The organism is Serratia sp. JUb9, from assembly GCF_014298095.1.
GTDB classification, from domain to species: domain Bacteria; phylum Pseudomonadota; class Gammaproteobacteria; order Enterobacterales; family Enterobacteriaceae; genus Serratia_B; species Serratia_B rhizosphaerae.
On record NZ_CP060416.1, the window covers coordinates 4,618,097 to 4,639,173 of the forward strand.

The 21,077-nt window shown below is 57.0% G+C and carries 20 protein-coding genes and 3 tRNA genes; 10 read left to right on the top strand and 13 right to left on the bottom strand.

The window, feature by feature from the left end; genetic code table 11:
* Window positions 1-267 precede the first annotated feature (267 nt).
* The 4 genes from HF675_RS21820 to orn form a co-directional block, all read right to left on the bottom strand.
* Window positions 268-343 (bottom strand) — tRNA-Gly (locus HF675_RS21820).
* A gap of 55 nt (window positions 344-398) precedes the next feature.
* Window positions 399-474 (bottom strand) — tRNA-Gly (locus HF675_RS21825).
* 66 nt (window positions 475-540) lie between these two features.
* A tRNA-Gly gene (locus HF675_RS21830) sits at window positions 541-616 on the bottom strand.
* 192 nt (window positions 617-808) lie between these two features.
* Window positions 809-1,354, bottom strand: a complete 546-nt coding sequence (gene orn, locus HF675_RS21835) for an oligoribonuclease (protein WP_105229474.1) — start codon at window positions 1,352-1,354, stop codon at window positions 809-811.
* A gap of 172 nt (window positions 1,355-1,526) precedes the next feature.
* Here orn and rsgA point away from each other — a divergent pair, with 172 nt between their 5' ends.
* The 3 genes from rsgA to mscM all read left to right on the top strand — a co-directional run bounded on the left by rsgA (window position 1,527) and on the right by mscM (window position 6,928).
* Window positions 1,527-2,576: a small ribosomal subunit biogenesis GTPase RsgA gene (gene rsgA / locus HF675_RS21840; RefSeq protein WP_105229473.1), complete on the top strand. Its 1,050-nt coding sequence runs from the start codon at window positions 1,527-1,529 to the stop codon at window positions 2,574-2,576.
* Window positions 2,577-2,653: 77 nt separating this feature from the next.
* On the top strand, window positions 2,654-3,550 hold the full coding sequence (asd, locus tag HF675_RS21845) for an archaetidylserine decarboxylase (protein WP_187043785.1): 897 nt from the start codon (window positions 2,654-2,656) through the stop codon (window positions 3,548-3,550).
* Window positions 3,551-3,562: 12 nt separating this feature from the next.
* Window positions 3,563-6,928 carry a miniconductance mechanosensitive channel MscM gene (gene mscM, locus HF675_RS21850; protein WP_105229471.1) on the top strand — a complete coding sequence of 1,122 codons (3,366 nt, stop codon included), beginning with the start codon at window positions 3,563-3,565 and terminating at the stop codon, window positions 6,926-6,928.
* Between the two features lie 62 nt (window positions 6,929-6,990).
* Here the strand turns inward: mscM and epmA are convergent, their stop codons facing one another.
* Window positions 6,991-7,968, bottom strand: coding sequence for an elongation factor P--(R)-beta-lysine ligase (gene epmA / locus HF675_RS21855; protein WP_105229470.1), 978 nt, complete (start codon window positions 7,966-7,968; stop codon window positions 6,991-6,993).
* Between the two features lie 399 nt (window positions 7,969-8,367).
* On the opposite strand from epmA, the gene frdA reads away from it, so the two are divergent.
* The 4 genes from frdA to frdD are packed head-to-tail and all read left to right on the top strand — an operon-like array spanning window position 8,368 to window position 11,672.
* Entirely contained in the window at window positions 8,368-10,164 is a 1,797-nt protein-coding gene (gene frdA / locus HF675_RS21860; protein ID WP_187043786.1) for a fumarate reductase (quinol) flavoprotein subunit, read from the top strand.
* Window positions 10,157-10,891, top strand: coding sequence for a succinate dehydrogenase/fumarate reductase iron-sulfur subunit (locus HF675_RS21865; RefSeq protein ID WP_187043787.1), 735 nt, complete (start codon window positions 10,157-10,159; stop codon window positions 10,889-10,891). The genes frdA and HF675_RS21865 overlap by 8 nt, the downstream gene beginning before the upstream one ends.
* Window positions 10,892-10,907: 16 nt before the next feature.
* On the top strand, window positions 10,908-11,300 hold the full coding sequence (gene frdC / locus HF675_RS21870; protein ID WP_105229467.1) for a fumarate reductase subunit FrdC: 393 nt from the start codon (window positions 10,908-10,910) through the stop codon (window positions 11,298-11,300).
* A gap of 12 nt (window positions 11,301-11,312) precedes the next feature.
* The gene (frdD, locus tag HF675_RS21875) at window positions 11,313-11,672 is read left to right on the top strand and encodes a fumarate reductase subunit FrdD (RefSeq protein ID WP_187043788.1); all 360 of its coding nucleotides are present in this window, start codon (window positions 11,313-11,315) and stop codon (window positions 11,670-11,672) included.
* 47 nt (window positions 11,673-11,719) lie between these two features.
* On the opposite strand, the gene sugE is transcribed toward frdD, so the two are convergent.
* The 4 genes from sugE to efp form a co-directional block, all read right to left on the bottom strand.
* Window positions 11,720-12,037, bottom strand: coding sequence for a quaternary ammonium compound efflux SMR transporter SugE (gene sugE / locus HF675_RS21880; protein ID WP_105229465.1), 318 nt, complete (start codon window positions 12,035-12,037; stop codon window positions 11,720-11,722).
* A 222-nt stretch (window positions 12,038-12,259) separates the two neighbouring features.
* Complete coding sequence (locus tag HF675_RS21885; RefSeq protein WP_054306510.1) at window positions 12,260-12,391, bottom strand: entericidin A/B family lipoprotein; 132 nt, start codon at window positions 12,389-12,391, stop codon at window positions 12,260-12,262.
* 101 nt (window positions 12,392-12,492) lie between these two features.
* The gene (locus HF675_RS21890) at window positions 12,493-12,624 is read right to left on the bottom strand and encodes an entericidin A/B family lipoprotein (protein ID WP_041411700.1); all 132 of its coding nucleotides are present in this window, start codon (window positions 12,622-12,624) and stop codon (window positions 12,493-12,495) included.
* A 69-nt stretch (window positions 12,625-12,693) separates the two neighbouring features.
* Complete coding sequence (efp, locus tag HF675_RS21895) at window positions 12,694-13,260, bottom strand: elongation factor P (protein ID WP_105229464.1); 567 nt, start codon at window positions 13,258-13,260, stop codon at window positions 12,694-12,696.
* A gap of 41 nt (window positions 13,261-13,301) precedes the next feature.
* On the opposite strand from efp, the gene epmB reads away from it, so the two are divergent.
* Window positions 13,302-14,342 carry an EF-P beta-lysylation protein EpmB gene (gene epmB / locus HF675_RS21900; protein WP_105229463.1) on the top strand — a complete coding sequence of 347 codons (1,041 nt, stop codon included), beginning with the start codon at window positions 13,302-13,304 and terminating at the stop codon, window positions 14,340-14,342.
* Window positions 14,343-14,407: 65 nt separating this feature from the next.
* On the opposite strand, the gene HF675_RS21905 is transcribed toward epmB, so the two are convergent.
* From HF675_RS21905 to HF675_RS21920, 4 genes are all read right to left on the bottom strand, one after another.
* Window positions 14,408-14,752 carry a DUF4156 domain-containing protein gene (locus HF675_RS21905; RefSeq protein ID WP_105229462.1) on the bottom strand — a complete coding sequence of 115 codons (345 nt, stop codon included), beginning with the start codon at window positions 14,750-14,752 and terminating at the stop codon, window positions 14,408-14,410.
* A 255-nt stretch (window positions 14,753-15,007) separates the two neighbouring features.
* On the bottom strand, window positions 15,008-16,651 hold the full coding sequence (gene groL / locus HF675_RS21910; RefSeq protein WP_105229461.1) for a chaperonin GroEL: 1,644 nt from the start codon (window positions 16,649-16,651) through the stop codon (window positions 15,008-15,010).
* A 45-nt stretch (window positions 16,652-16,696) separates the two neighbouring features.
* The gene (locus HF675_RS21915) at window positions 16,697-16,990 is read right to left on the bottom strand and encodes a co-chaperone GroES (protein WP_105229460.1); all 294 of its coding nucleotides are present in this window, start codon (window positions 16,988-16,990) and stop codon (window positions 16,697-16,699) included.
* A gap of 218 nt (window positions 16,991-17,208) precedes the next feature.
* On the bottom strand, window positions 17,209-17,700 hold the full coding sequence (locus HF675_RS21920) for an FxsA family protein (protein ID WP_105229459.1): 492 nt from the start codon (window positions 17,698-17,700) through the stop codon (window positions 17,209-17,211).
* A 351-nt stretch (window positions 17,701-18,051) separates the two neighbouring features.
* On the opposite strand from HF675_RS21920, the gene aspA reads away from it, so the two are divergent.
* The gene (aspA, locus tag HF675_RS21925) at window positions 18,052-19,488 is read left to right on the top strand and encodes an aspartate ammonia-lyase (RefSeq protein ID WP_105229458.1); all 1,437 of its coding nucleotides are present in this window, start codon (window positions 18,052-18,054) and stop codon (window positions 19,486-19,488) included.
* Between the two features lie 235 nt (window positions 19,489-19,723).
* A complete protein-coding gene (locus HF675_RS21930) occupies window positions 19,724-21,025 on the top strand; it encodes an anaerobic C4-dicarboxylate transporter (protein ID WP_105229457.1) in 1,302 nt (433 codons plus the stop codon).
* The last annotated feature ends 52 nt before the right edge of the window (window positions 21,026-21,077 follow it).

Sequence of the window (21,077 nt, forward strand, 5' to 3'; positions counted from 1 at the left end):
GTGGACTTGTGTATAAAAATAAAAACCCGTTGTCTTTCAAACGTCACAAAAAGAGCAAGTGATCGGGATAACGTTTTCAAATTAATAAATATTCTTTAATATCAAAAAGATAAATATTTCATTCTGGTAACGTTGTTTTTTTATCCAAGAGGTATTACCCATCCAGCCTGTGGATAACTCTGTTTACAAGATTTTTCGCAAGGATAAGAGAGAAGACGCGTTACCGCACCTTTTCAGGCGGTATGGGTTCATTCAGGGGGAGAAAATTGGAGCGGGAAACGAGGCTCGAACTCGCGACCTCAACCTTGGCAAGGTTGCGCTCTACCAACTGAGCTATTCCCGCACACAAGAGATGCTTTACAGCATCCGGCCAAAAATGAAGATGGCCTTTGAAATTTTGGAGCGGGAAACGAGGCTCGAACTCGCGACCTCAACCTTGGCAAGGTTGCGCTCTACCAACTGAGCTATTCCCGCGTCGCATGGTTACTGCTGGTTACTGCTTGTTACTCATCATGCCGCATAGTGCGACATTGCTGAATTTGGAGCGGGAAACGAGGCTCGAACTCGCGACCTCAACCTTGGCAAGGTTGCGCTCTACCAACTGAGCTATTCCCGCGTCGTATCGATAGCTGAACTTTTCGAAATTCTTCATCGGTACGGGGTGCGCATTATACGAGAATTCCTTTTTGCCGCAAGCCCCTAAACGCAAAAAATCGCTTTTTTTGTTTGATTGCTGCTTAATGCGCCAATGTGGCGAATTAAGCGGCGAAAAGCGGCATTTTCTGAACGTCTAACGGCTATCTGCAGCTTACAGCTGAATAAAATGCTCGCGGTAATAGGCCAGCTCCGCCACCGACTCACGGATATCGTCCAGCGCCTGATGGGTGCCCTGCTTTTTAAAGCCGGCCAGAATTTCCGGCTTCCAGCGGCGCGCCAACTCCTTCAGCGTGCTGACATCCAGATAGCGGTAGTGGAAGTAGGCTTCCAGCAACGGCATATAACGGAACAGAAAACGCCGGTCCTGGCCCACGCTGTTGCCGCAAATCGGCGATTTGCCCGCCGGCACCCACTGCTCAAGAAACGCAATGGTCGCCAGTTCCGCTGCCCGGTCGTCAACGGTGCTGGCCTTCACCCGTTCCACCAGCCCGCTGCCGGTGTGGGTGCGCACGTTCCAGTCATCCATGAGCGCCAGCTGTTCGTCTGACTGATGCACGGCGATCACCGGCCCTTCCGCCAGGATGTTCAGATTGGCGTCCGTCACCAGCGTTGCAATCTCGATAATGCGGTCACGCTCGGGATCCAAACCGGTCATTTCCAGATCGATCCAAATCAGGTTATTTTCGTTTGCGGTCATGATAGTTCCTGCCTGTAAGCTCCAAGACAACCCTGCGCCGGCCGGCGGCGGCAAATATTCCGCAACGGCGCGCGGCAGCCAACAACGGTTATTTAATATAAAATAGCGTGTATCATAGTCTTTTTAGTCGCAACGAGCGATAGAGCGATATAAAGCCGAAGAGTGAGGCGCAGTGAGCAAAAACAAACTGTCTAAAGGTCAACAACGCCGTGTGCAGGCGAACCATCAGCGTCGCCTGAAGCGCACTGATAACAAACCGGAACTGGACGATAGCCAATTGGGTGAACCGCAAGAGGGGATCGTCATCAGCCGCTTTGGCATGCACGCCGACGTTGAAGCAGCAGACGGTAGCCAGCATCGCTGCAATATTCGTCGCACCCTGCGTTCGCTGGTGACCGGCGACCGCGTAGTCTGGCGTCCCGGCCTTGGCAACCATGAAGGAGTAAAAGGCATCGTCGAAGCTGTGCATGAGCGCAGCTCGGTGCTGACGCGCCCGGATTTTTACGACGGCGTCAAACCGATCGCCGCCAATATCGATCAGATCGTGATCGTCTCGGCGATCCTGCCGGAACTGTCGCTGAACATTATCGATCGTTATCTGGTCGCCTGCGAAACGCTGGATGTCGAGCCGCTGATCGTGCTGAACAAAATCGACCTGCTGGATGATGAAGCGCGCCAGCTGGTTGACGGCATGATGGATATTTACCGCCGCATCGGCTACCGGGTGCTGGAGGTTTCCAGCCGTACCCGCGAAGGCATGGCGGAATTCGAGCAGGCGCTGGCGGGGCGCATCAGTATTTTCGCCGGGCAGTCAGGCGTAGGGAAATCCAGCCTGCTGAACGCCCTGCTGCCGCCGTCCGACGAACAGATTCTGGTGAATAACGTTTCCGATGTCTCCGGCCTCGGCCAGCACACCACCACCGCGGCGCGGCTGTACCATTTCCAGCACGGCGGCGATGTTATCGACTCGCCGGGGGTGCGCGAGTTTGGCCTGTGGCACCTGGAGCCGGAACAGATCACCCAGGGTTTCGTCGAGTTCCGCGATTATCTGGGCGGCTGTAAATTCCGCGACTGCAAACACGACAACGATCCCGGCTGCGCCCTCCGCGCGGCGGTGGAGCGCGGCGACATCGCCGAAGAGCGGTTCGATAACTATCACCGTATTCTGGAAAGTATGGCGCAGGTCAAGGTTCGCAAGAACCTGCTGGACGCCAACGGTTAACGCAATCGGGCGAACGTTGACAGCGATCTGCGGGTCGTTACAATGCGCGCCTTTTACCCCCTTTTTAAGAGGTTAACGTGCTGGATAGCATCAAAATCAAATTACAATACTGGCTGCCGAAGTTGGCGCTGACCCGTCTGGCCGGCTGGGGCGCAGACAAAGAGGCCGGCTGGCTGACACAGCAGGTGGTAAAACTGTTCGCCCGCTATTACCGCGTGGATATGCAGGAAGCGCAGAACCCGGATTTGACCTCATACGCCACCTTCAACGAATTCTTTGTACGCCCGCTGCGCGACGGCGCGCGTCCCGTCGTCAGCGAAGCCAACGTGCTGGCGCTGCCGGCTGACGGCGCCATCAGCCAGCTTGGCCTGATCCGCGACGATCAAATCTTCCAGGCCAAGGGGCATCACTACAGCCTGGAGGCGCTGCTGGCCGGTAACTATCAGTTGACGGACACCTTCCGCAACGGCCTGTTCGCCACCACCTATCTGGCGCCGCGAGACTATCACCGCGTGCATATGCCGTGCGACGGCGTGCTGCGCGAAATGATCTACGTACCGGGTGACCTGTTCTCGGTCAACCCGCTGACCGCCGCCAACGTGCCTAACCTGTTCGCCCGTAATGAACGCGTGATCTGCGTCTTCGACACGGCGTTCGGGCCGATGGCGCAAATTTTGGTCGGCGCCACCATCGTCGGCAGTATTGAAACCGTCTGGGCCGGCACCGTCACCCCGCCGCGCGAAGGCATTATCAAGCGCTGGACCTATCCGGCGGCCGGTGAAGACGACGCCATTACGCTGGCAAAAGGCGCTGAAATGGGCCGCTTTAAGCTGGGGTCGACGGTGATCAACCTGTTTACCGCCAACAGCGTGCATTTCGAACCGCGCCTGAACAACGGCACCGTGACCCGTATGGGCGAAGCCTTTGCCGAAGCGGCTACCGCGCGTGACGCGGCAGAAGCGCCGCAAACCTAAAGGAATGATGCCGTGCGCCTGATTATCACCACGTTATTGCTCGGTTGTTTACTGGCTCAGCCGGCGCTGGCGGCGGCGCTGCCTAGCGAGTCACAGCTCAAACAGGAGCTGAAACAGGCAGAAAGCAACAAGAACGCACCCAATCAGGCGGAAACGGTTGAGGCGCTGCAAAGCGCCCTCAACCGGCTGGCCGAACGCACAGAATCCCTGACGCGTACGGAACAGTATCAGAAAGTGATCGACGACTTTCCCAAGATGGCGCAGCAGCTGCGCCGTCAGTTAACGGTCGAAAGCGCCAAAATCCTGCCGAACGGCGACAATCTGCCTACCAGCGAGCTGGAACAGCAAATTCTGCAGACCAGTAGCCAGCTGTTGGAACAGGCGCGCCTGATGCAGCAGGAGCAGGACCGTTCGCGCGAGATCAGCGACTCACTCGGCCAGTTGCCACAGCAACAGACCGAGGCCCGGCGCGCACTGACGGAAACCCAGCGCCGCCTGCAGGCGCTGCCGCCAAACCCGACCAAACCGCAGGCGCTGGCGCAGCTGTATCTGCTGCAGACCGAATCCGCCGCGCGCAAGGCCAAGGTCAATGAACTGGATCTTGCACAGCTGTCAGCCAACAACCGGCAGGAGCTGGCGCGCATGCGTGCCGAAGTATTTAAAAAGCGCCATGAAAAGCTGGATATTCAGCTGCAGGCGCTGCGCAATAACCTGAATAACCAGCGTCAGCGCGAAGCCGAACTGGCGCTGAAAAAAACCGAACAGCTGGCCGAACAGAGCGGCGAGCTGCCGAAAAGCATCAGCGAACAGCTGCAAATCAACCGTGAATTGTCCACCGCGCTGAACAACCAGGCGCAGCGCATGGATCTGATCTCTTCGCAGCAGCGCCAGGCCGCCTCGCAAACCCTGCAGGTGCGCCAGGCAATGAGCACCATCATCGAGCAGGCGCAATGGCTGGGTTCGTCGCCGGTGCTGGGCGAAACGCTGCGCGCGCAGGTGTCGACGCTGCCGGAAATGCCCAAACCGCAGCAGCTGGACAGCGATATGGCGCAGCTGCGCGTGCAGCGCCTGCAGTTTGAAAACCAGCTGGAAAAACTGCCGCAGCGCGCGCAAAGCCTTAAACAGGACGACGGCTCCGACCTGACGCCGGGGCAGCAGCAGATTATCGACGCGCAGCTGCGCACCCAGCGCGAGCTACTTAATTCCCTGCTGTCCGGCTGCGATACGCAAATTCTTGAGCTGACCAAGCTGAAGGTGGCCAACACGCAGCTGGTCGACGCGCTCAATGAGATCAAAGACGCCACCCACCGTTATCTGTTCTGGGTGCCGGACGTCAGCCCGCTGACGCTCTCCTACCCAATAAACGTGGCGCACGATCTGACCCGCCTGCTGTCGTTGGATACCCTGGCTCAGCTGAGCAGCGCCTTTGTGATGATGGTGACCAGCCGTAGCACGCTGGTGCCCATTTTCGGCGCCCTGCTGCTGGTGATATTCAGCATCAGCACCCGCAAGCACTATCACGCATTTCTGGAACGTTCGAGCAGTAAGGTCGGCAAGGTCACTCAGGATCAGTTCTATCTGACCCTGCGCAACGTCTTCTGGTCTATTCTGGTGGCGCTGCCGCTGCCGGTGCTGTGGGCAGCGCTGGGCTTCGGCCTGCAAAATGCCTGGCCTTATCCGGTCGCCGTGGCGATCGGCGACGGCGTGACCGCCACCCTGCCAATCCTGTGGGTCTGTATGATCAGCGCCACCTTCGCCCACCCGCGCGGGCTGTTTATTGTGCACTTCGGCTGGCCGGCGCAGCAGGTTTCCCGCGCCATGCGCTATTACAAAATGTCGATCTGGCTGATTGTGCCGCTGATTATGGCGCTGATTACCTTCGATAACCTCAACGACCGCGAATTCTCCAACACGCTGGGACGCCTGTGCTTCATCCTGCTGTGCGTCGCCCTGCTGCTGGTGACCAGCAGCCTGAAGCGCGCCGGTATCCCGCTCTATCTGGATAAGAAAGGCTCCGGCGAAAATATGGTGAACACCGCGCTGTGGGGCGTACTGATGTCTGCGCCGCTGCTGGCAGCGCTGGCGGCCGCCATCGGCTACCTCGCCACCGCCCAGGCCCTGCTGGCGCGTCTGGAAACCTCGGTCGCCATCTGGTTCTTCCTGTTGGTGGTCTACCACATCATCCGCCGTTGGATGCTGATTCAGCGCCGACGCATCGCCTTTGACCGCGCCAAACAGCGGCGCGCCGAGATTCTCGCCCAGCGCGCGCGCGGGGAAGACGAAGCCGGCAATACGCACGTTACCGGCAGTAATGAAGGCACCGTCGATGTCGATGAGACAGAAATCGATCTGGATGCGATCAGCGCCCAGTCGCTGCGGCTGGTGCGTTCGATCCTGACGATGATCGCGCTGGTGTCGGTGATCTTCCTGTGGTCGGAGATCCATTCCGCCTTTGCTTTCCTGGAAAACATCTCCCTGTGGAACGTGACCTCCACCAGCAACGGCATTGACAGCGTTCAGTCGATCACCCTTGGCGCAGTGCTGATCGCGGTGCTGGTGATCATGGTCACTACCCAACTGGTGCGCAATCTGCCCGCGCTGCTGGAACTGGCGGTGCTGCAGCATCTGGATCTGTCTCCCGGCACCGGTTACGCCATTACCACCATCACCAAATATCTGCTGTTGCTGTTCGGCGCTATCCTCAGTTTCTCCTGGATCGGCATCGAATGGTCGAAACTGCAGTGGGTGGTCACCGCTCTGACCTTCGGCCTCGGCTTCGGCATGCAGGAGATCTTCTCCAACTTCATCTCCGGCCTGATCATTCTGTTTGAAAAACCGATCCGCATCGGCGATACCGTCACGATCCGCAACCTGACCGGCAGCGTCACCAAGATCAATACCCGCGCCACCACGATTTCCGACTGGGACCGCAAAGAGATCATCGTGCCGAACAAGGCGTTTATCACCGAACAGTTCGTCAACTGGTCGCTGTCCGACGCCATCACCCGCGTGGTGCTGACCGTACCGGCGCCGGCGGAAGCCAACAGCGAGGAGGTGACCAAAATCCTCACCGACGCCTCCCATCGCTGCTCGCTGGTGCTGGATAACCCGCCGCCGGAGGTCTATCTGGTCGATCTGCAGCAGGGTATCCAGATCTTTGAACTGCGTATCTACGCCGCCGAGATGGGGCACCGTATGCCGCTGCGCCACGAGATGCACCAGTTGATCCTGGCCGGCTACCGCGAACACGGCATTACCCTGCCGTACCCGCCGTTCCAGGTGCGCACCGACACCCTGTCGCGCATCACCAACCACGACGGCCGCGCAGTGTCCTCTACGCCGACGCCAAGCACCAAGCGCAGCTCCGGCAGCCTGTAAGCACAAAAAAGGCCGACATCATCATGTCGGCCTTTTTATTTCATTGCGGACAACGCTGCCAATCAGGCTCGCGTCACCGGGAATGCAATCACTTCACTCAGGCTTTCTGCCCCCAGCGCCAACATCACCAGGCGATCGACCCCCAGCGCCACGCCGGCGCACTCGGGCATACCGTGGCTTAACGCATCCAGCAGATGATAATCAATCGGCTGCTGCGGCAGGCCGCGCGCCGCGCGTTTGCGGTTATCCTGCTCAAAACGCTGACGCTGCTCATTGCTGTCGGTCAGCTCGCGGAAGCCGTTCGCCAGTTCGATGCCTTTAAAATACACCTCAAAACGCTCCGCCACGCGGTGATCTTCCGTACTGATCTCCGCCAGCGCCGCCTGTGACGCCGGGAAATGGTAGACGAACGCCGGCTTCTCACGGCCGATGTGCGGCTCTACGCCGAAGGTAAACAGCAGCTGCAGCAGCGTATCGCGATCCTCTTCCGTATCGGCGATATTGCTGAGATCCAGCTTGGCGGCAGCTTCGCGCAGCTGCGCCTTATCCGCCGACAGCGGGTCAATCTCCAGATGGCGCTGGAACGCCTGTTGGTAGGACAGCGTTTCCGCACTGTCGCAGTCCAGCACCTGCTGCAATAAGTCATCCACTTCATTCATCAGCCGGTACATATCGTAATGTGGACGGTACCACTCCAGCATGGTGAATTCAGGGTTGTGGTGGCGTCCGGCCTCCTCATTGCGGAAAGCCCGCCCCAACTGATAAATCGGGCCGCTGCCGGCTGCCAGCAAACGCTTCATGTGATATTCCGGGCTGGTCATCATGTACAGCGTCATGCCATCCGCCGCGTTCGGGCCGACAAACTGCGTCTGAAACGGGACCAGATGGACATCGGTGACGGTCGCCTGGCTCATCGCCGGCGTTTCCACCTCTAATACGCCGCGATCGGCGAAAAAGCGCCGAATCTCAGCGAGAATCGCTGCGCGTTTCAACAAATTGGCGATGGGTGCACTTGGCTGCCAGCTTGCCGCTTCGCTCATGGTAATTACTCCGAAATCAAACAGGGCATGCAGTCTACTCGCATCCCGCCGGGCAAACAAATTCTTGCCGTAGCCGGCCATCAGCCAATTAAAAACATAAAAACAGTAACGGCTATATAAACCGCTGTGAATAAGGCAAATAGAAGTGGAATGAGAGCGCGATACCGTTTTTTACAGTAAGGCCTCCGGCAAGCGTAATAAACGACAAAATAATCGATCACATCAAATTTCACCTACTCAACTTTGGGTATATTAATCCCCAATATTTGCCGGGAGTTATCTGTGCATGGGGGCCAAGTCCATCAATTACCGGCGTTTTTAATTAGCATCCGAATGATTCCTGAATCTTAAGCATTGAAAGTTAATCAGCCGTTCTGACAAGAATACTGGAGGAGTGCAGTGCAAACCTTTAACGCCGATCTCGCCATTATTGGCGCCGGGGGCGCGGGTTTACGTGCGGCGATTGCCGCCGCGGAAGCCAACCCCACTTTAAAAATCGCGCTGGTGTCAAAAGTCTACCCCATGCGCAGCCACACGGTGGCCGCCGAGGGCGGTTCCGCCGCTGTGACCCAGGAGCACGACGCCTACGATTATCACTTTAACGATACCGTCGCCGGCGGCGACTGGCTGTGCGAACAGGACGTGGTGGACCACTTCGTGCATCACTGCCCGCGTGAAATGGCCCAGTTGGAGCAGTGGGGCTGCCCGTGGAGCCGTAAACCGGACGGTTCGGTCAACGTGCGCCGTTTTGGCGGCATGAAAATCGAACGCACCTGGTTTGCCGCCGATAAAACCGGCTTCCATATGCTGCACACCCTGTTCCAGACCTCGCTGAAATACCCGCAAATTCAACGTTTCGATGAACATTTCGTTCTCGACATTCTGGTCGATGACGGTCAGGCGCGCGGCCTGGTCGCCATTAATATGATGGAAGGCACCCGGGTGCAAATCCGCGCCAACGCGGTGGTGATGGCCACCGGCGGCGCCGGCCGCGTTTATCGCTACAACACCAACGGCGGTATCGTCACCGGTGACGGTATGGGCATAGCCTTCCGTCACGGCGTACCGCTGCGTGACATGGAGTTTGTGCAGTATCACCCTACCGGCCTGCCCGGCTCCGGCATCCTGATGACCGAAGGCTGCCGCGGCGAAGGCGGCATTCTGGTGAACAAAGACGGTTATCGCTATTTGCAGGATTACGGCATGGGGCCGGAGACGCCGCTCGGCGAGCCGAAAAACAAATATATGGAGCTGGGGCCGCGCGACAAAGTCTCTCAGGCCTTCTGGCATGAATGGCGCGCCGGTCGCACCATCGCCACGCCACGCGGCGACGTGGTCTATCTGGATCTGCGCCACCTCGGTGAGAAGAAGCTGCTCGAACGCCTGCCGTTTATCTGTGAGCTGGCCAAGGCTTATGTCGGCGTCGATCCGGTGAAAGAACCGATCCCGGTGCGCCCGACCGCGCACTACACCATGGGCGGTATTGAAACCGACCAGAATTGCGAAACCCGCATCAAGGGCCTGTATGCGGTGGGTGAATGCTCCTCCGTCGGCCTGCACGGCGCCAACCGTCTCGGCTCCAACTCGCTGGCGGAACTGGTGGTGTTCGGCCGCGTGGCGGGCGAACATGCCGCGCAGCGCGCACTGGAGAGTACGCCGGCCAACGGAGGCGCGCTGGAGGCGCAAAGCCGCGATGTCGAGCAGCGCCTCCATACCCTGATGGCGCAGGAAGGCGACGAAAGCTGGTCGGCAATCCGCGACGAAATGGGCCTGTCGATGGAGGAAGGCTGCGGCATCTACCGTACGCCGGAACTGATGCAGAAAACTATCGACAAGCTGGCGGAGCTGAAAGAACGCTTTAAACGCGTCAAGATTGCCGATCGTTCCAGCGTCTTCAATACCGACCTGCTGTACACCATCGAACTGGGGCACGGCCTGGACGTAGCGGAATGCATGGCGCACTCCGCTTTTAACCGCAAAGAGTCGCGCGGCGCCCACCAGCGGCTGGATAACGGCTGCACCGAGCGTGATGACGTCAATTTCCTCAAACATACGCTGGCGTTTCACCACGCCGACGGCGCGCCGCGCCTGGAATACAGCGATGTGAAAATTACCAAACTGCCGCCGGCCAAGCGCGTATATGGCGCAGAGGCCGATGCGCAGGAAAAAAAGGAGAAGGAGCAGACGAATGGCTGAGATGAAAACGCTGAAAATCGAGGTCATGCGTTATAACCCGGAAAGCGATGACGCACCACATTTCGCGACCTATAGCGTGCCTTATGACGAGCAGACCTCGCTGCTGGATGCGCTGGGCTATATCAAGGATCACCTGGCGCCGGATCTGTCCTACCGCTGGTCCTGCCGCATGGCGATCTGCGGCTCCTGCGGCATGATGGTCAACCGCGTGCCGAAGCTGGCGTGCAAAACCTTCCTGCGCGACTACACGGGCGGGATGAAGGTAGAGGCGCTGGGCAACTTCCCGATCGAGCGCGACCTGGTGGTCGATATGACCCACTTTATCGAAAGCCTCGAAACGATTAAGCCGTACATCATCGGCAACGATCGCAAGCCGGAAGACGGGCCCAACGTGCAAACGCCGGCGCAGATGGCGAAGTACCACCAGTTCTCCGGCTGTATCAACTGCGGTTTATGCTACGCCGCCTGCCCGCAGTTCGGCCTGAATCCTGAGTTTATCGGCCCGGCCGCCATTACGCTGGCGCACCGCTATAACCTCGATAACCGCGACCACGGCAAAAAGCAGCGTATGCCGCAGCTCAACGGCCAGAACGGCGTCTGGAGCTGCACCTTTGTCGGTTACTGCTCTGAAGTCTGCCCGAAACACGTCGACCCGGCCGCCGCGATTCAACAAGGCAAAGTTGAAAGCGCTACCGACTTTATGATCGCCATGCTGAAGCCGCAATAAGGGAGAGGAGAGTGCAATGACAACACAACGTAAGCCTTATGTGCGCGCCATGGCGCCCAACTGGTGGCAAAAACTGGGGTTCTACCGTTTCTATATGCTGCGTGAAGGCACCTCCGTGCCGGCGGTGTGGTTCAGCATCCTGATGATTTACGGCGTCTTTGCCCTGAAGGGCGGCGCGGAGAGCTGGGCCGGATTCGTCGGTTTCCTGCAAAATCCGCTGGTGCTGCTGATTAATATCATCGCCCTGCTGGCGGCGCTGCTGCACACCAAAACCTGGTTCGATCTGGCGCCTAAAGCGGCCAATATCGTGGTCAACAACGAGAAAATGGGCCCCGGCCCGATCGTCAAAGCCCTATGGGCGGTGACCATTCTGGTCACGCTGGTCGTTCTCGCCGTCGCGCTACTGTAATTGGGAGGAAATATGATTAATCACGCACCTAAACGCTCCGACGAGCCGATCTTCTGGGGGCTATTCGGCGCCGGCGGCATGTGGGGCGCCATCGTGGCACCGGTGATCGTGCTGCTGCTGGGTATTTTGCTGCCGCTGGGGCTGTTTCCGGGCGATGCGCTGAGCTATGAACGCGTACTGACGTTCAGCCAGAGCCTGATCGGCCGCCTGTTCCTGCTGCTGATGATCATTCTGCCGCTGTGGTGCGGCCTGCACCGTATCCACCACGCGATGCACGACCTGAAAATCCACGTGCCGGCCGGTAAGTGGGTGTTCTACGGCCTGGCGGCCATCCTGAGCGTCGTCGCGCTGATCGGCGTCGTGACGCTATAACCACCAGGGGCGGCCAAGCTATCCGGCCGCCCCTGGTATTTACCGCATCAGTGACTGCTGAATTTCAGCCCCAAAATCCCGGCAATGATCAGGCACAGGCTAAGAATGCGCATCATGTTGGTCGATTCGCCCAGCAATATCATGCCCATCACCGCCGCGCCTACCGCGCCGATGCCGGTCCATACCGCATAGGCCGTGCCGGCCGGCAGCGTTTTCATCGCATTCGCCAACAGCAACATACTCACCACCATCGCGGCGATGGTAATAATGCTTGGCGTCAAACGGGTAAAACCGTGGGTATATTTCAGGCCTATCGCCCAGACAACTTCCAGTAAACCGGCAAAAACAAGAATGATCCACGCCATGAAACGGCTCCAGGATTAGGTGGGGTCGTCCCCGGACAGCAGGAAGCGCAGGAAGGTCGTCCAACCTGGCTGAGTGAAGTTATGGATTATATCGCCAAAATGGCGTCTGCGGAACATACCGGCGCCGCACAAAAGCTATGCATACAGGGTATTCCACCGCCAGGGAACAGAGAACAACGCCCGTGATTGCTAATGGAATACCACAGACATTAGAGCGTGACGCTATTGCGCGCTGCGTTGAATCGCTTCGCCGCCGGCCTGTACATCCTTACCGATGCCTTCGGTGGTATTGCACGCGGTCAGCGAAAACAGGAACAGCACGGAGCACATAGCAAGGATACTTTTCTTCAGCATAAGACTTCCTTATTTATCAGTGATGAAAAGATACGGCTCTCTAAGCGTAGTCAATATTGGCGGGCGTTGCGCAAGAAATGGTGTGTGCTATGGACGGCAGCTTAGCTCGCGCCACGGGAGATCGCACCGCCAAGATGCTGAACGTCCTGGCCAAAACCACGGAAGGTGTTGCAACCGCTTAACGACAGCAGCAGCGTCAAGGAAATAACGGCCAACAGAGTTTTCTTCATCATGCAAATTCTGCCAACTATCAAGGGAATAAAATAAAACGGGGGAATCCGATGACTCCCCCGCTTTGATGCTTATTTAACGCGTGACACGTATTCGCCAGAGCGGGTGTCAACTTTGATCACTTCGCCAATCTGTACGAACAACGGTACTTTAACCACGGCGCCGGTAGACAGCGTAGCTGGCTTACCGCCGGTACCTGCGGTATCGCCTTTCAGGCCTGGATCGGTATCAGTGATTTCCGCTTCGATGAAGTTCGGCGGCTGAACGGCGATAGCACGGCCATCCCACAGGGTGATGATACATTCCGCATTGTCCTGCAGCCATTTTGCCGCGTCGGATACGGTTTTGCCGTCAACCTGATACTGTTCGAAGGTTTCAGGGTGCATGAAGTAATAGAACTCGCCGTCGGTGTACGAGTAGTTCATGTTGGTATCTACTACGTCTGCGCCTTCGCAAGAATCGGTAGATTTAAAGGTTTTTTCCACGCGGGTGCCGGTCAGCAGACGGCGCATTTTTACGCGGGCGAACGCCTGACCTTTACCTGGTTTCACGAACTCGCTGGATTCCACAGCATAAGGTTCGCCTTCAAACATGATTTTAAGACCCGAACGGAAATCGTTGCTAGAATAAGTCGCCATAATGGCCCTCTGAATTTTAAATTGGTAGCTTAGCCAAAAAAATGGCACATATTGTAACCCAAAACATCGCAGATAGAGAAGATTGGTTGCATCAACTCGCCGATGTTATTACCGACCCCGATGAATTGCTGCGGCTTCTGTCACTGAACACGCATCCGCAATTGCCTCAGGGACGCGATGCGCGCCGCCTGTTCCCGCTGCGCGTGCCGCGCGCGTTTGTCGCCCGCATGCGCGCTGGCGACGCCGGCGACCCGCTGTTACGTCAGGTGCTGACCGCCAGTGAGGAGTTTGTGACCGCCGCCGGCTTTACCACCGATCCGTTGGATGAACAGCGCAGCGTGGTGCCCGGCCTGTTGCACAAGTATCGTAACCGCGCCCTGCTGCTGGTAAAGGGCGGCTGCGCCGTCAATTGCCGCTACTGCTTCCGTCGTCACTTTCCTTATCAGGATAACCAGGGCAATAAGGCCAACTGGCGCCAGGCGCTGGACTATATCCGCCAACACCCTGAACTGGACGAGATCATCTTCTCCGGCGGCGACCCGCTGATGGCGAAAGATCATGAACTCGACTGGCTGATCGGCGAGCTGGAAACCATTCCGCATGTAAAGCGCCTGCGTATCCACACCCGTTTACCGGTGGTGATCCCGGCGCGCATCACCCATGAACTCTGCCAGCGGTTGTCCCAATCACGCCTGCAGGTGCTGATGGTGACCCATATTAACCATGCCAATGAAATTGATGCGGCGCTGACGGCCAGCATGGCGCAACTGCGCCGTTCCGGCGTCACCCTGCTCAATCAGAGCGTACTGCTGCGCGGCGTCAACGACCATGCCGATACGCTGGCGGCGCTGAGCAACGCCCTGTTTGATGCCGGTATTCTACCCTATTATATTCACGTGCTGGATAAGGTGCAGGGCGCAGCCCACTTTATGGTCAGCGACGATGACGCGCGCCATATCATGCAGCAGTTGCTGAGCAAGGTGTCCGGCTATCTGGTGCCGCGCCTGACGCGGGAAATCGGCGGTGAAGCCAGCAAAACGCCGCTGGATCTGCGGCTGGCGCAGGACGGGCCCCAGCCATAAGCGAAAAAAAGAGGAATGCGCAGGCATTCCTCTTTTTTATCTCGCTGGTTAACGGCGCGGAGCCGTTATGGGCATTTATAAACCTGACCCATCATTTTGCTGTCCAGAGGCGCAAAGCTGGAGAGCAGATTCTGGCTTGGGCTGGTCGCACCGTAAATCACGTTGCCGCCCATTTCAGCCGCCTTGTTACGCAGATCATTGGCCGCGCCGCGCAGGCCGCCGCTTTCTGCATTACTGCCGGACAGCCAGTTGCTCTGAGTGCCGGTGACTTCCCCTACCAGCTGACATTCCGCCGCCGGTTTGGTATCGGTAAATTTAACCTGCTGACCTGCGCTGGTCAGTTGATGAGTGGTGCTGCATCCTGCCAGCAGCAACGCCGCCGAAAGTCCCAGTAAGGCTTTAGTCCGCATCTTGTTCCCCATATAATGTTGAGAATTACGCAAAAGCTTATCAGAAAGCAATGCTACCTCTTAAGCTTCCGTTGCCACGTATACTTGGTCAACGCATAGAGCGACAGTTGATGAGGTAACAGTTTACACGCTAAATCCGTCCGGCCGGTAAAAATATCGCCAAACACGGTGCGCCAATGCACGAAAAAGCGACCCCATAAAAAAACCCCGGCGCCAGGCCGGGGTTTTCACTCACGCAAGCGTGAAGGGGGATGATTACATCATGCCGCCCATACCGCCCATGCCGCCCATACCTGCAGCGCCCATGTCGGCTTTATCTTCTTTCGGCAGATCGGTAACCATGCACTCGGTGGTGATCATCAGGCCAGCCACGGATGCCGCGTACTGCAGTGCAGAACGGGTTACTTTGGTTGGATCCAGGATGCCCATGCCGATCATGTCGCCGTACTCTTCAGAGTAAGCGTTGTAACCGTAGCTGCCTTCGCCCGCTTTCACGCTGTTAGCGATAACGGAAGCTTCTTCACCGGCGTTGACCACGATCTGGCGCAGTGGCGCTTCCATCGCGCGCAGCGCAACTTTGATACCCACGTTCTGATCTTCGTTGTCGCCTTTCAGCTCGGCAATTTTGCTGGCTACGCGGATCAGCGCAACGCCGCCGCCGGCAACCACGCCTTCTTCAACCGCAGCACGGGTCGCGTGCAGGGCATCTTCAACGCGGGCTTTCTTCTCTTTCATTTCAACTTCGGTAGCTGCGCCAACTTTGATAACGGCAACGCCGCCTGCCAGTTTAGCAACACGCTCCTGCAGTTTTTCACGATCGTAGTCGGAGGTCGCTTCTTCGATCTGCTGGCGAATCTGCGCTACGCGGCCCTGGATGGTCGCTTCGTCGCCGACGCCATCGATGATGATGGTGGTGTCTTTGTTGATCACAACGCGTTTGGCCTGGCCCAGGTCTTCCAGCGTGGTTTTTTCCAGTTCCATGCCGATCTCTTCAGAGATCACGGTGCCGGCAGTCAGGGTAGCAATATCCTGCAGCATGGCTTTACGACGGTCGCCGAAGCCTGGCGCTTTAACCGCAGCCACTTTCACGATGCCGCGCATGGTGTTCACCACCAGCGTAGCCAGCGCTTCACCTTCAACGTCTTCAGCAACGATCAGCAGCGGTTTGCCGGCTTTCGCTACGGCTTCCAGTACTGGCAGCAGTTCACGGATGTTGGAAACTTTTTTGTCAGCCAGCAGGATGAACGGGCTTTCCAGCTCGACAGAACCGGTTTCCGGCTTGTTGATGAAGTATGGGGACAGGTAGCCGCGGTCGAACTGCATACCTTCAACCACGTCCAGCTCGTCCTGCAGGCCGGTGCCTTCTTCAACGGTGATAACGCCTTCTTTACCGACTTTTTCCATCGCTTCTGCAATCAGTTTACCCACGGTTTCGTCGGAGTTTGCAGAGATGGTGCCGACCTGTGCAATCGCTTTGGAATCAGAGCAAGGTACGGACAGTTTTTTCAGTTCTTCTACCGCTGCAATAACCGCTTTGTCGATGCCGCGCTTCAGATCCATCGGGTTCATGCCCGCAGCAACGGCTTTCAGGCCTTCGTTCACAATGGCCTGCGCCAGAACGGTTGCGGTGGTGGTGCCGTCGCCCGCAGCGTCGTTCGCTTTGGAGGCAACTTCTTTCACCATCTGTGCGCCCATGTTTTCGAACTTGTCTTCCAGTTCGATTTCACGCGCTACGGATACGCCGTCTTTGGTGATAGTTGGCGCGCCGAAAGATTTGTCCAGCACTACGTTACGGCCTTTCGGGCCCAGGGTGACTTTTACCGCGTCCGCCAGAATGTTCACGCCGTTAAGCATTTTTACGCGTGCGTCATTGCCGAATTTTACGTCTTTAGCTGCCATTGGTATTTCCCTTCAATTCTTTTCAGTTCAGAAGATAAAGCGTAATTACGCTTCAACAATTGCCAGGATGTCGCTTTCGGACATGATCAACACTTCTTCATTGTCGATCTTCTCGGCTTTCACGCCGTAACCGTCGTTGAAAATCACGATGTCGCCGATTTTCACATCCAGCGGTTGAATATTTCCGTTTTCCAGAACGCGCCCTTTGCCAACGGCCACTACTTCGCCACGAGTGGATTTACCCGCCGCAGAGCCAGTCAGTACGATGCCGCCAGCAGATTTTGATTCAACTTCTTTGCGCTTGACGATAACGCGGTCATGCAATGGACGAATACTCATTGAACGCTCTCCTGTAAGAAGGTCTGTCTCAGATTTAGGGTTGTGCACCGGATTATCATGTTTACCGGCCTCGTGGGTTTTGAGATGGGGGCATTCCAACCCCCTTCAAGGGGGCGGGAAAAAAAAATTTTTAACCGACGGAGTAATTGCGATCGCCCACACAAAAACGCGGCCAGAAGGCCGCGTGGTGATTCACTGTGAAATACGACAGACGTCCGTTAACGATCGTCACGTTTGTCATGATCGTCCGGGCGGTGTTCCAGCGTATGGCGATCGTCGTCCTTACGCTGGAATTCACCGTCAAAAGTATTGCCGTTGGCCGCATCACCACCTGGCCCCCGGCCGCCGGGGCGGTAAACCGACAAATGCGGCATCAGCTTCAGGGTCAGCGTTTTCTGCACCGGCGGCAGCAACAGCAGCAGGCCGAGGAAATCGGTAAAGAAGCCCGGCACCAACAGCAGGAAGCCCGCCATCACCAGCGAAACGCTTTTCACCATTTCGGCCGCCGGGCTTTCGCCGGCCGCCAGCTTCTGCTGCATCTGCACAAAGGTTTTCATTCCCTGGTTGCGCACCAGCGATATCCCGACACAGGAGGTGAAAATCACCAGCAGCAGGGTGACGGCGACGCCCAATACGGCGGCGACTTTGATAAATAACGATATTTCAATGTATACCAGCAGAAATATCAGCAAAAACGGTAACCAGCGCACCGTGTTCTCCTATCAGATAGCTTCGCGTACCCGCTCCGGGCGCATACGAGAATAATAAAGTGGCCTGATAAAACAGGTCGAGTTAATTACAATGAGGGTAGCCGAGCGGCTTTTCAACCGGCTGGTCTCTTTTAAATGGCTACACTGATAAATGTGAATCAGATCACGGAATGCAAAAGCTGTGGTTTTTGAACGTTCAGATAGTGATCTGTGTTCATTCATTTATTGCGAAGCAGCATATGATCGGCGCAGCTCCGACCGTTTAGGTTGATACTGCGGCGGTTGGCGCTCACGGCAACATAAATTAACTAACAAAATAAATAATTCGGTAGCTACATAGAGAAGGTTCTCATGTCAAACAATATTCGTATCGAAGAAGATTTGCTCGGAACACGTGAAGTACCCGCAGATGCCTACTACGGTGTTCACACTCTGCGTGCGATTGAAAACTTTTATATCAGCAACAGCAAAATCAGCGATGTTCCTGAGTTTGTCCGCGGCATGGTGATGGTGAAAAAAGCGGCCGCGCTGGCGAATAAAGAGCTACAAACTATTCCGCGCAAGATCGCCGATACCATTATCCTGGCCTGTGATGAGGTGCTGGATAAAGGTAAATGTATGGACCAGTTCCCGGTGGACGTCTTCCAGGGCGGCGCGGGCACCTCGCTGAACATGAATACCAACGAAGTGCTGGCAAATATCGGCCTGGAGCTGATGGGGCATCAGAAAGGGGAATACCAGTATCTGAACCCGAACGATCACCTGAATAAGAGCCAGTCCACCAACGACGCTTATCCGACCGGCTTCCGCATTGCGGTTTACGCCTCGGTGATGAAGCTGATCGACGCCATCAACCAGCTGGGTGAAGGCTTCGAACGTAAAGCCAAAGAATTTGAAAATATCCTGAAGATGGGCCGCACCCAGCTGCAGGACGCCGTGCCAATGACGCTCGGCCAGGAGTTCCACGCCTTCAGCGTGCTGCTGAATGAAGAGACCCGCAACCTGCGCCGCACCGCGGAGCTGCTGCTGGAAGTCAACCTGGGTGCGACCGCCATCGGCACCGCGCTGAATACGCCGGACGGCTACCAGCAGCTGGCAGTGCAAAAGCTGGCGGAAGTCAGCAACCTGCCGGTCGTGCCGGCCGAAGATCTGATTGAGGCCACCTCGGACTGCGGCGCTTACGTCATGGTGCACAGTGCGCTGAAGCGTCTGGCCGTGAAAATGTCCAAAATCTGCAACGACCTGCGCCTGCTCTCCTCCGGCCCGCGCGCCGGCCTGAATGAAATCAACCTGCCGGAACTGCAGGCTGGCTCCTCCATTATGCCGGCCAAGGTCAACCCGGTGGTGCCTGAAGTGGTCAATCAGGTGTGCTTTAAAGTGATCGGCAACGATACTTGCGTTACCATGGCGTCCGAAGCAGGTCAGCTGCAGCTGAACGTGATGGAGCCGGTGATCGGCCAGGCGATGTTCGAGTCTATCCACATCCTCACCAACGCCAGTTATAACCTGCTGGAGAAATGCATCAACGGCATTACCGCCAATAAGGAAGTGTGCGAACACTACGTCTTCAACTCTATCGGCATCGTGACCTACCTGAATCCGTTTATCGGCCACCACAACGGTGACATCGTCGGTAAGATTTGTGCGGAAACCGGTAAAAGCGTGCGGGAAGTGGTATTGGAGCGCGGCCTGTTGACGGAAGCCGAACTGGATGACATCTTCTCCGTCGAGAACTTAAAACATCCGGCCTATAAAGCAAAACGCTATACAGATGAAAACGAACAATAACAGATACATCCGGTAGCCTGAAAGGCACGCTAAATCCTCTGGATAGCGTGCCTTTTTACTTTCTAGCGCCCACAAATTTTTAACGTTTCATTTTCATATAACCAAAGTTATTCGGGTTGTCGCGCCCCCGTCACGGCGCAGCGAACACGCCGATGGAACGGCGGATACGTACGGCCGGGCAAACGGCAGCCTGAAAGATGGCGAATATAAAAACTTTATTGCGAGGAGCAACACTATGTTAGCGGTGGAATTGATCATCGTTCTGCTGGCCATTTTTCTCGGGGCCAGACTGGGCGGTATCGGCATTGGCTTTGCAGGGGGCCTTGGGGTTTTAGTTCTGGCGATGATCGGCGTAAAGCCGGGCAATATCCCCTTTGACGTAATCTCCATCATTATGGCGGTGATCGCCGCCATCTCCGCGATGCAGGTCGCGGGCGGTATGGACTACCTGGTCCAGCAAACCGAGAAGTTACTGCGTAAAAATCCAAAACACATCACCATCCTGGCGCCGGTGGTCACCTACTTCCTGACCATCTTTGCCGGCACCGGCAATATTTCCCTCTCCGCGCTGCCGGTGATTGCCGAAGTGGCGAAAGAGCAAGGCATTAAACCCTGCCGACCGCTCTCTACCGCCGTCGTCTCCGCCCAGATCGCCATTACCGCATCGCCGATTTCCGCCGCCGTGGTTTATATGTCCTCGGTGATGGAAGGCCACGGCGTCAGCTATCTGCATCTGCTGATGGTGGTCATTCCGTCGACCTTCCTGGCGGTGCTGCTGATGTCGCTGCTGGTCACCTGGCTGTTCGACTCCAAACTGTCTAACGACCCGGTCTACCTGAAACGACTGGAAGAAGGCCTGATAACCCTGCGCGGCAACAAGGTGATGGAGATTAAACCGCGCGCCAAGTCATCAGTGTTGCTGTTCCTGCTGGGCGTGCTGTGCGTGGTGGCCTACGCCATCATCAACAGCCCGGGGCTGGGGCTGGTCGCCAAGCCGCTGATGAACACCACCAACGCTATTCTGATCATCATGCTGAGTGTCGCCACCCTGACCACGTTGCTGTGCCGCGTCGATACCGACGCCGTGCTGAACTCCAGCACCTTCAAGGCCGGCATGAGCGCCTGTATCTGTATCCTGGGCGTGGCCTGGCTGGGCGACACCTTCGTACAGGCCAACCTGGACTGGATCAAAGAGACCGCCGGCAGTGTGATTCAGGCGCACCCATGGCTGCTGGCGGTGATCTTCTTCTTCTGCTCGGCGCTGCTCTACTCCCAGGCCGCCACCGCCAAGGCGCTGATGCCGATGGCATTGGCGCTGAACGTCAGCCCGCTGACGGCCGTCGCCTCTTTCGCGGCGGTATCCGGCCTGTTTATTCTGCCGACCTATCCGACGCTGGTCGCCGCAGTGCAGATGGACGATACCGGCACCACCCGTATCGGCCGTTTCGTGTTTAACCACCCGTTCTTTATTCCCGGCACCATCGGCGTCATCCTCTCCGTAGTGCTCGGCTTCCTGCTGGGCGGCATCATGCTGTAACTCTCCACGGGGCCGTCAGGCCCCGTATTTCCTGCGGTATCCGCGCTGGTGA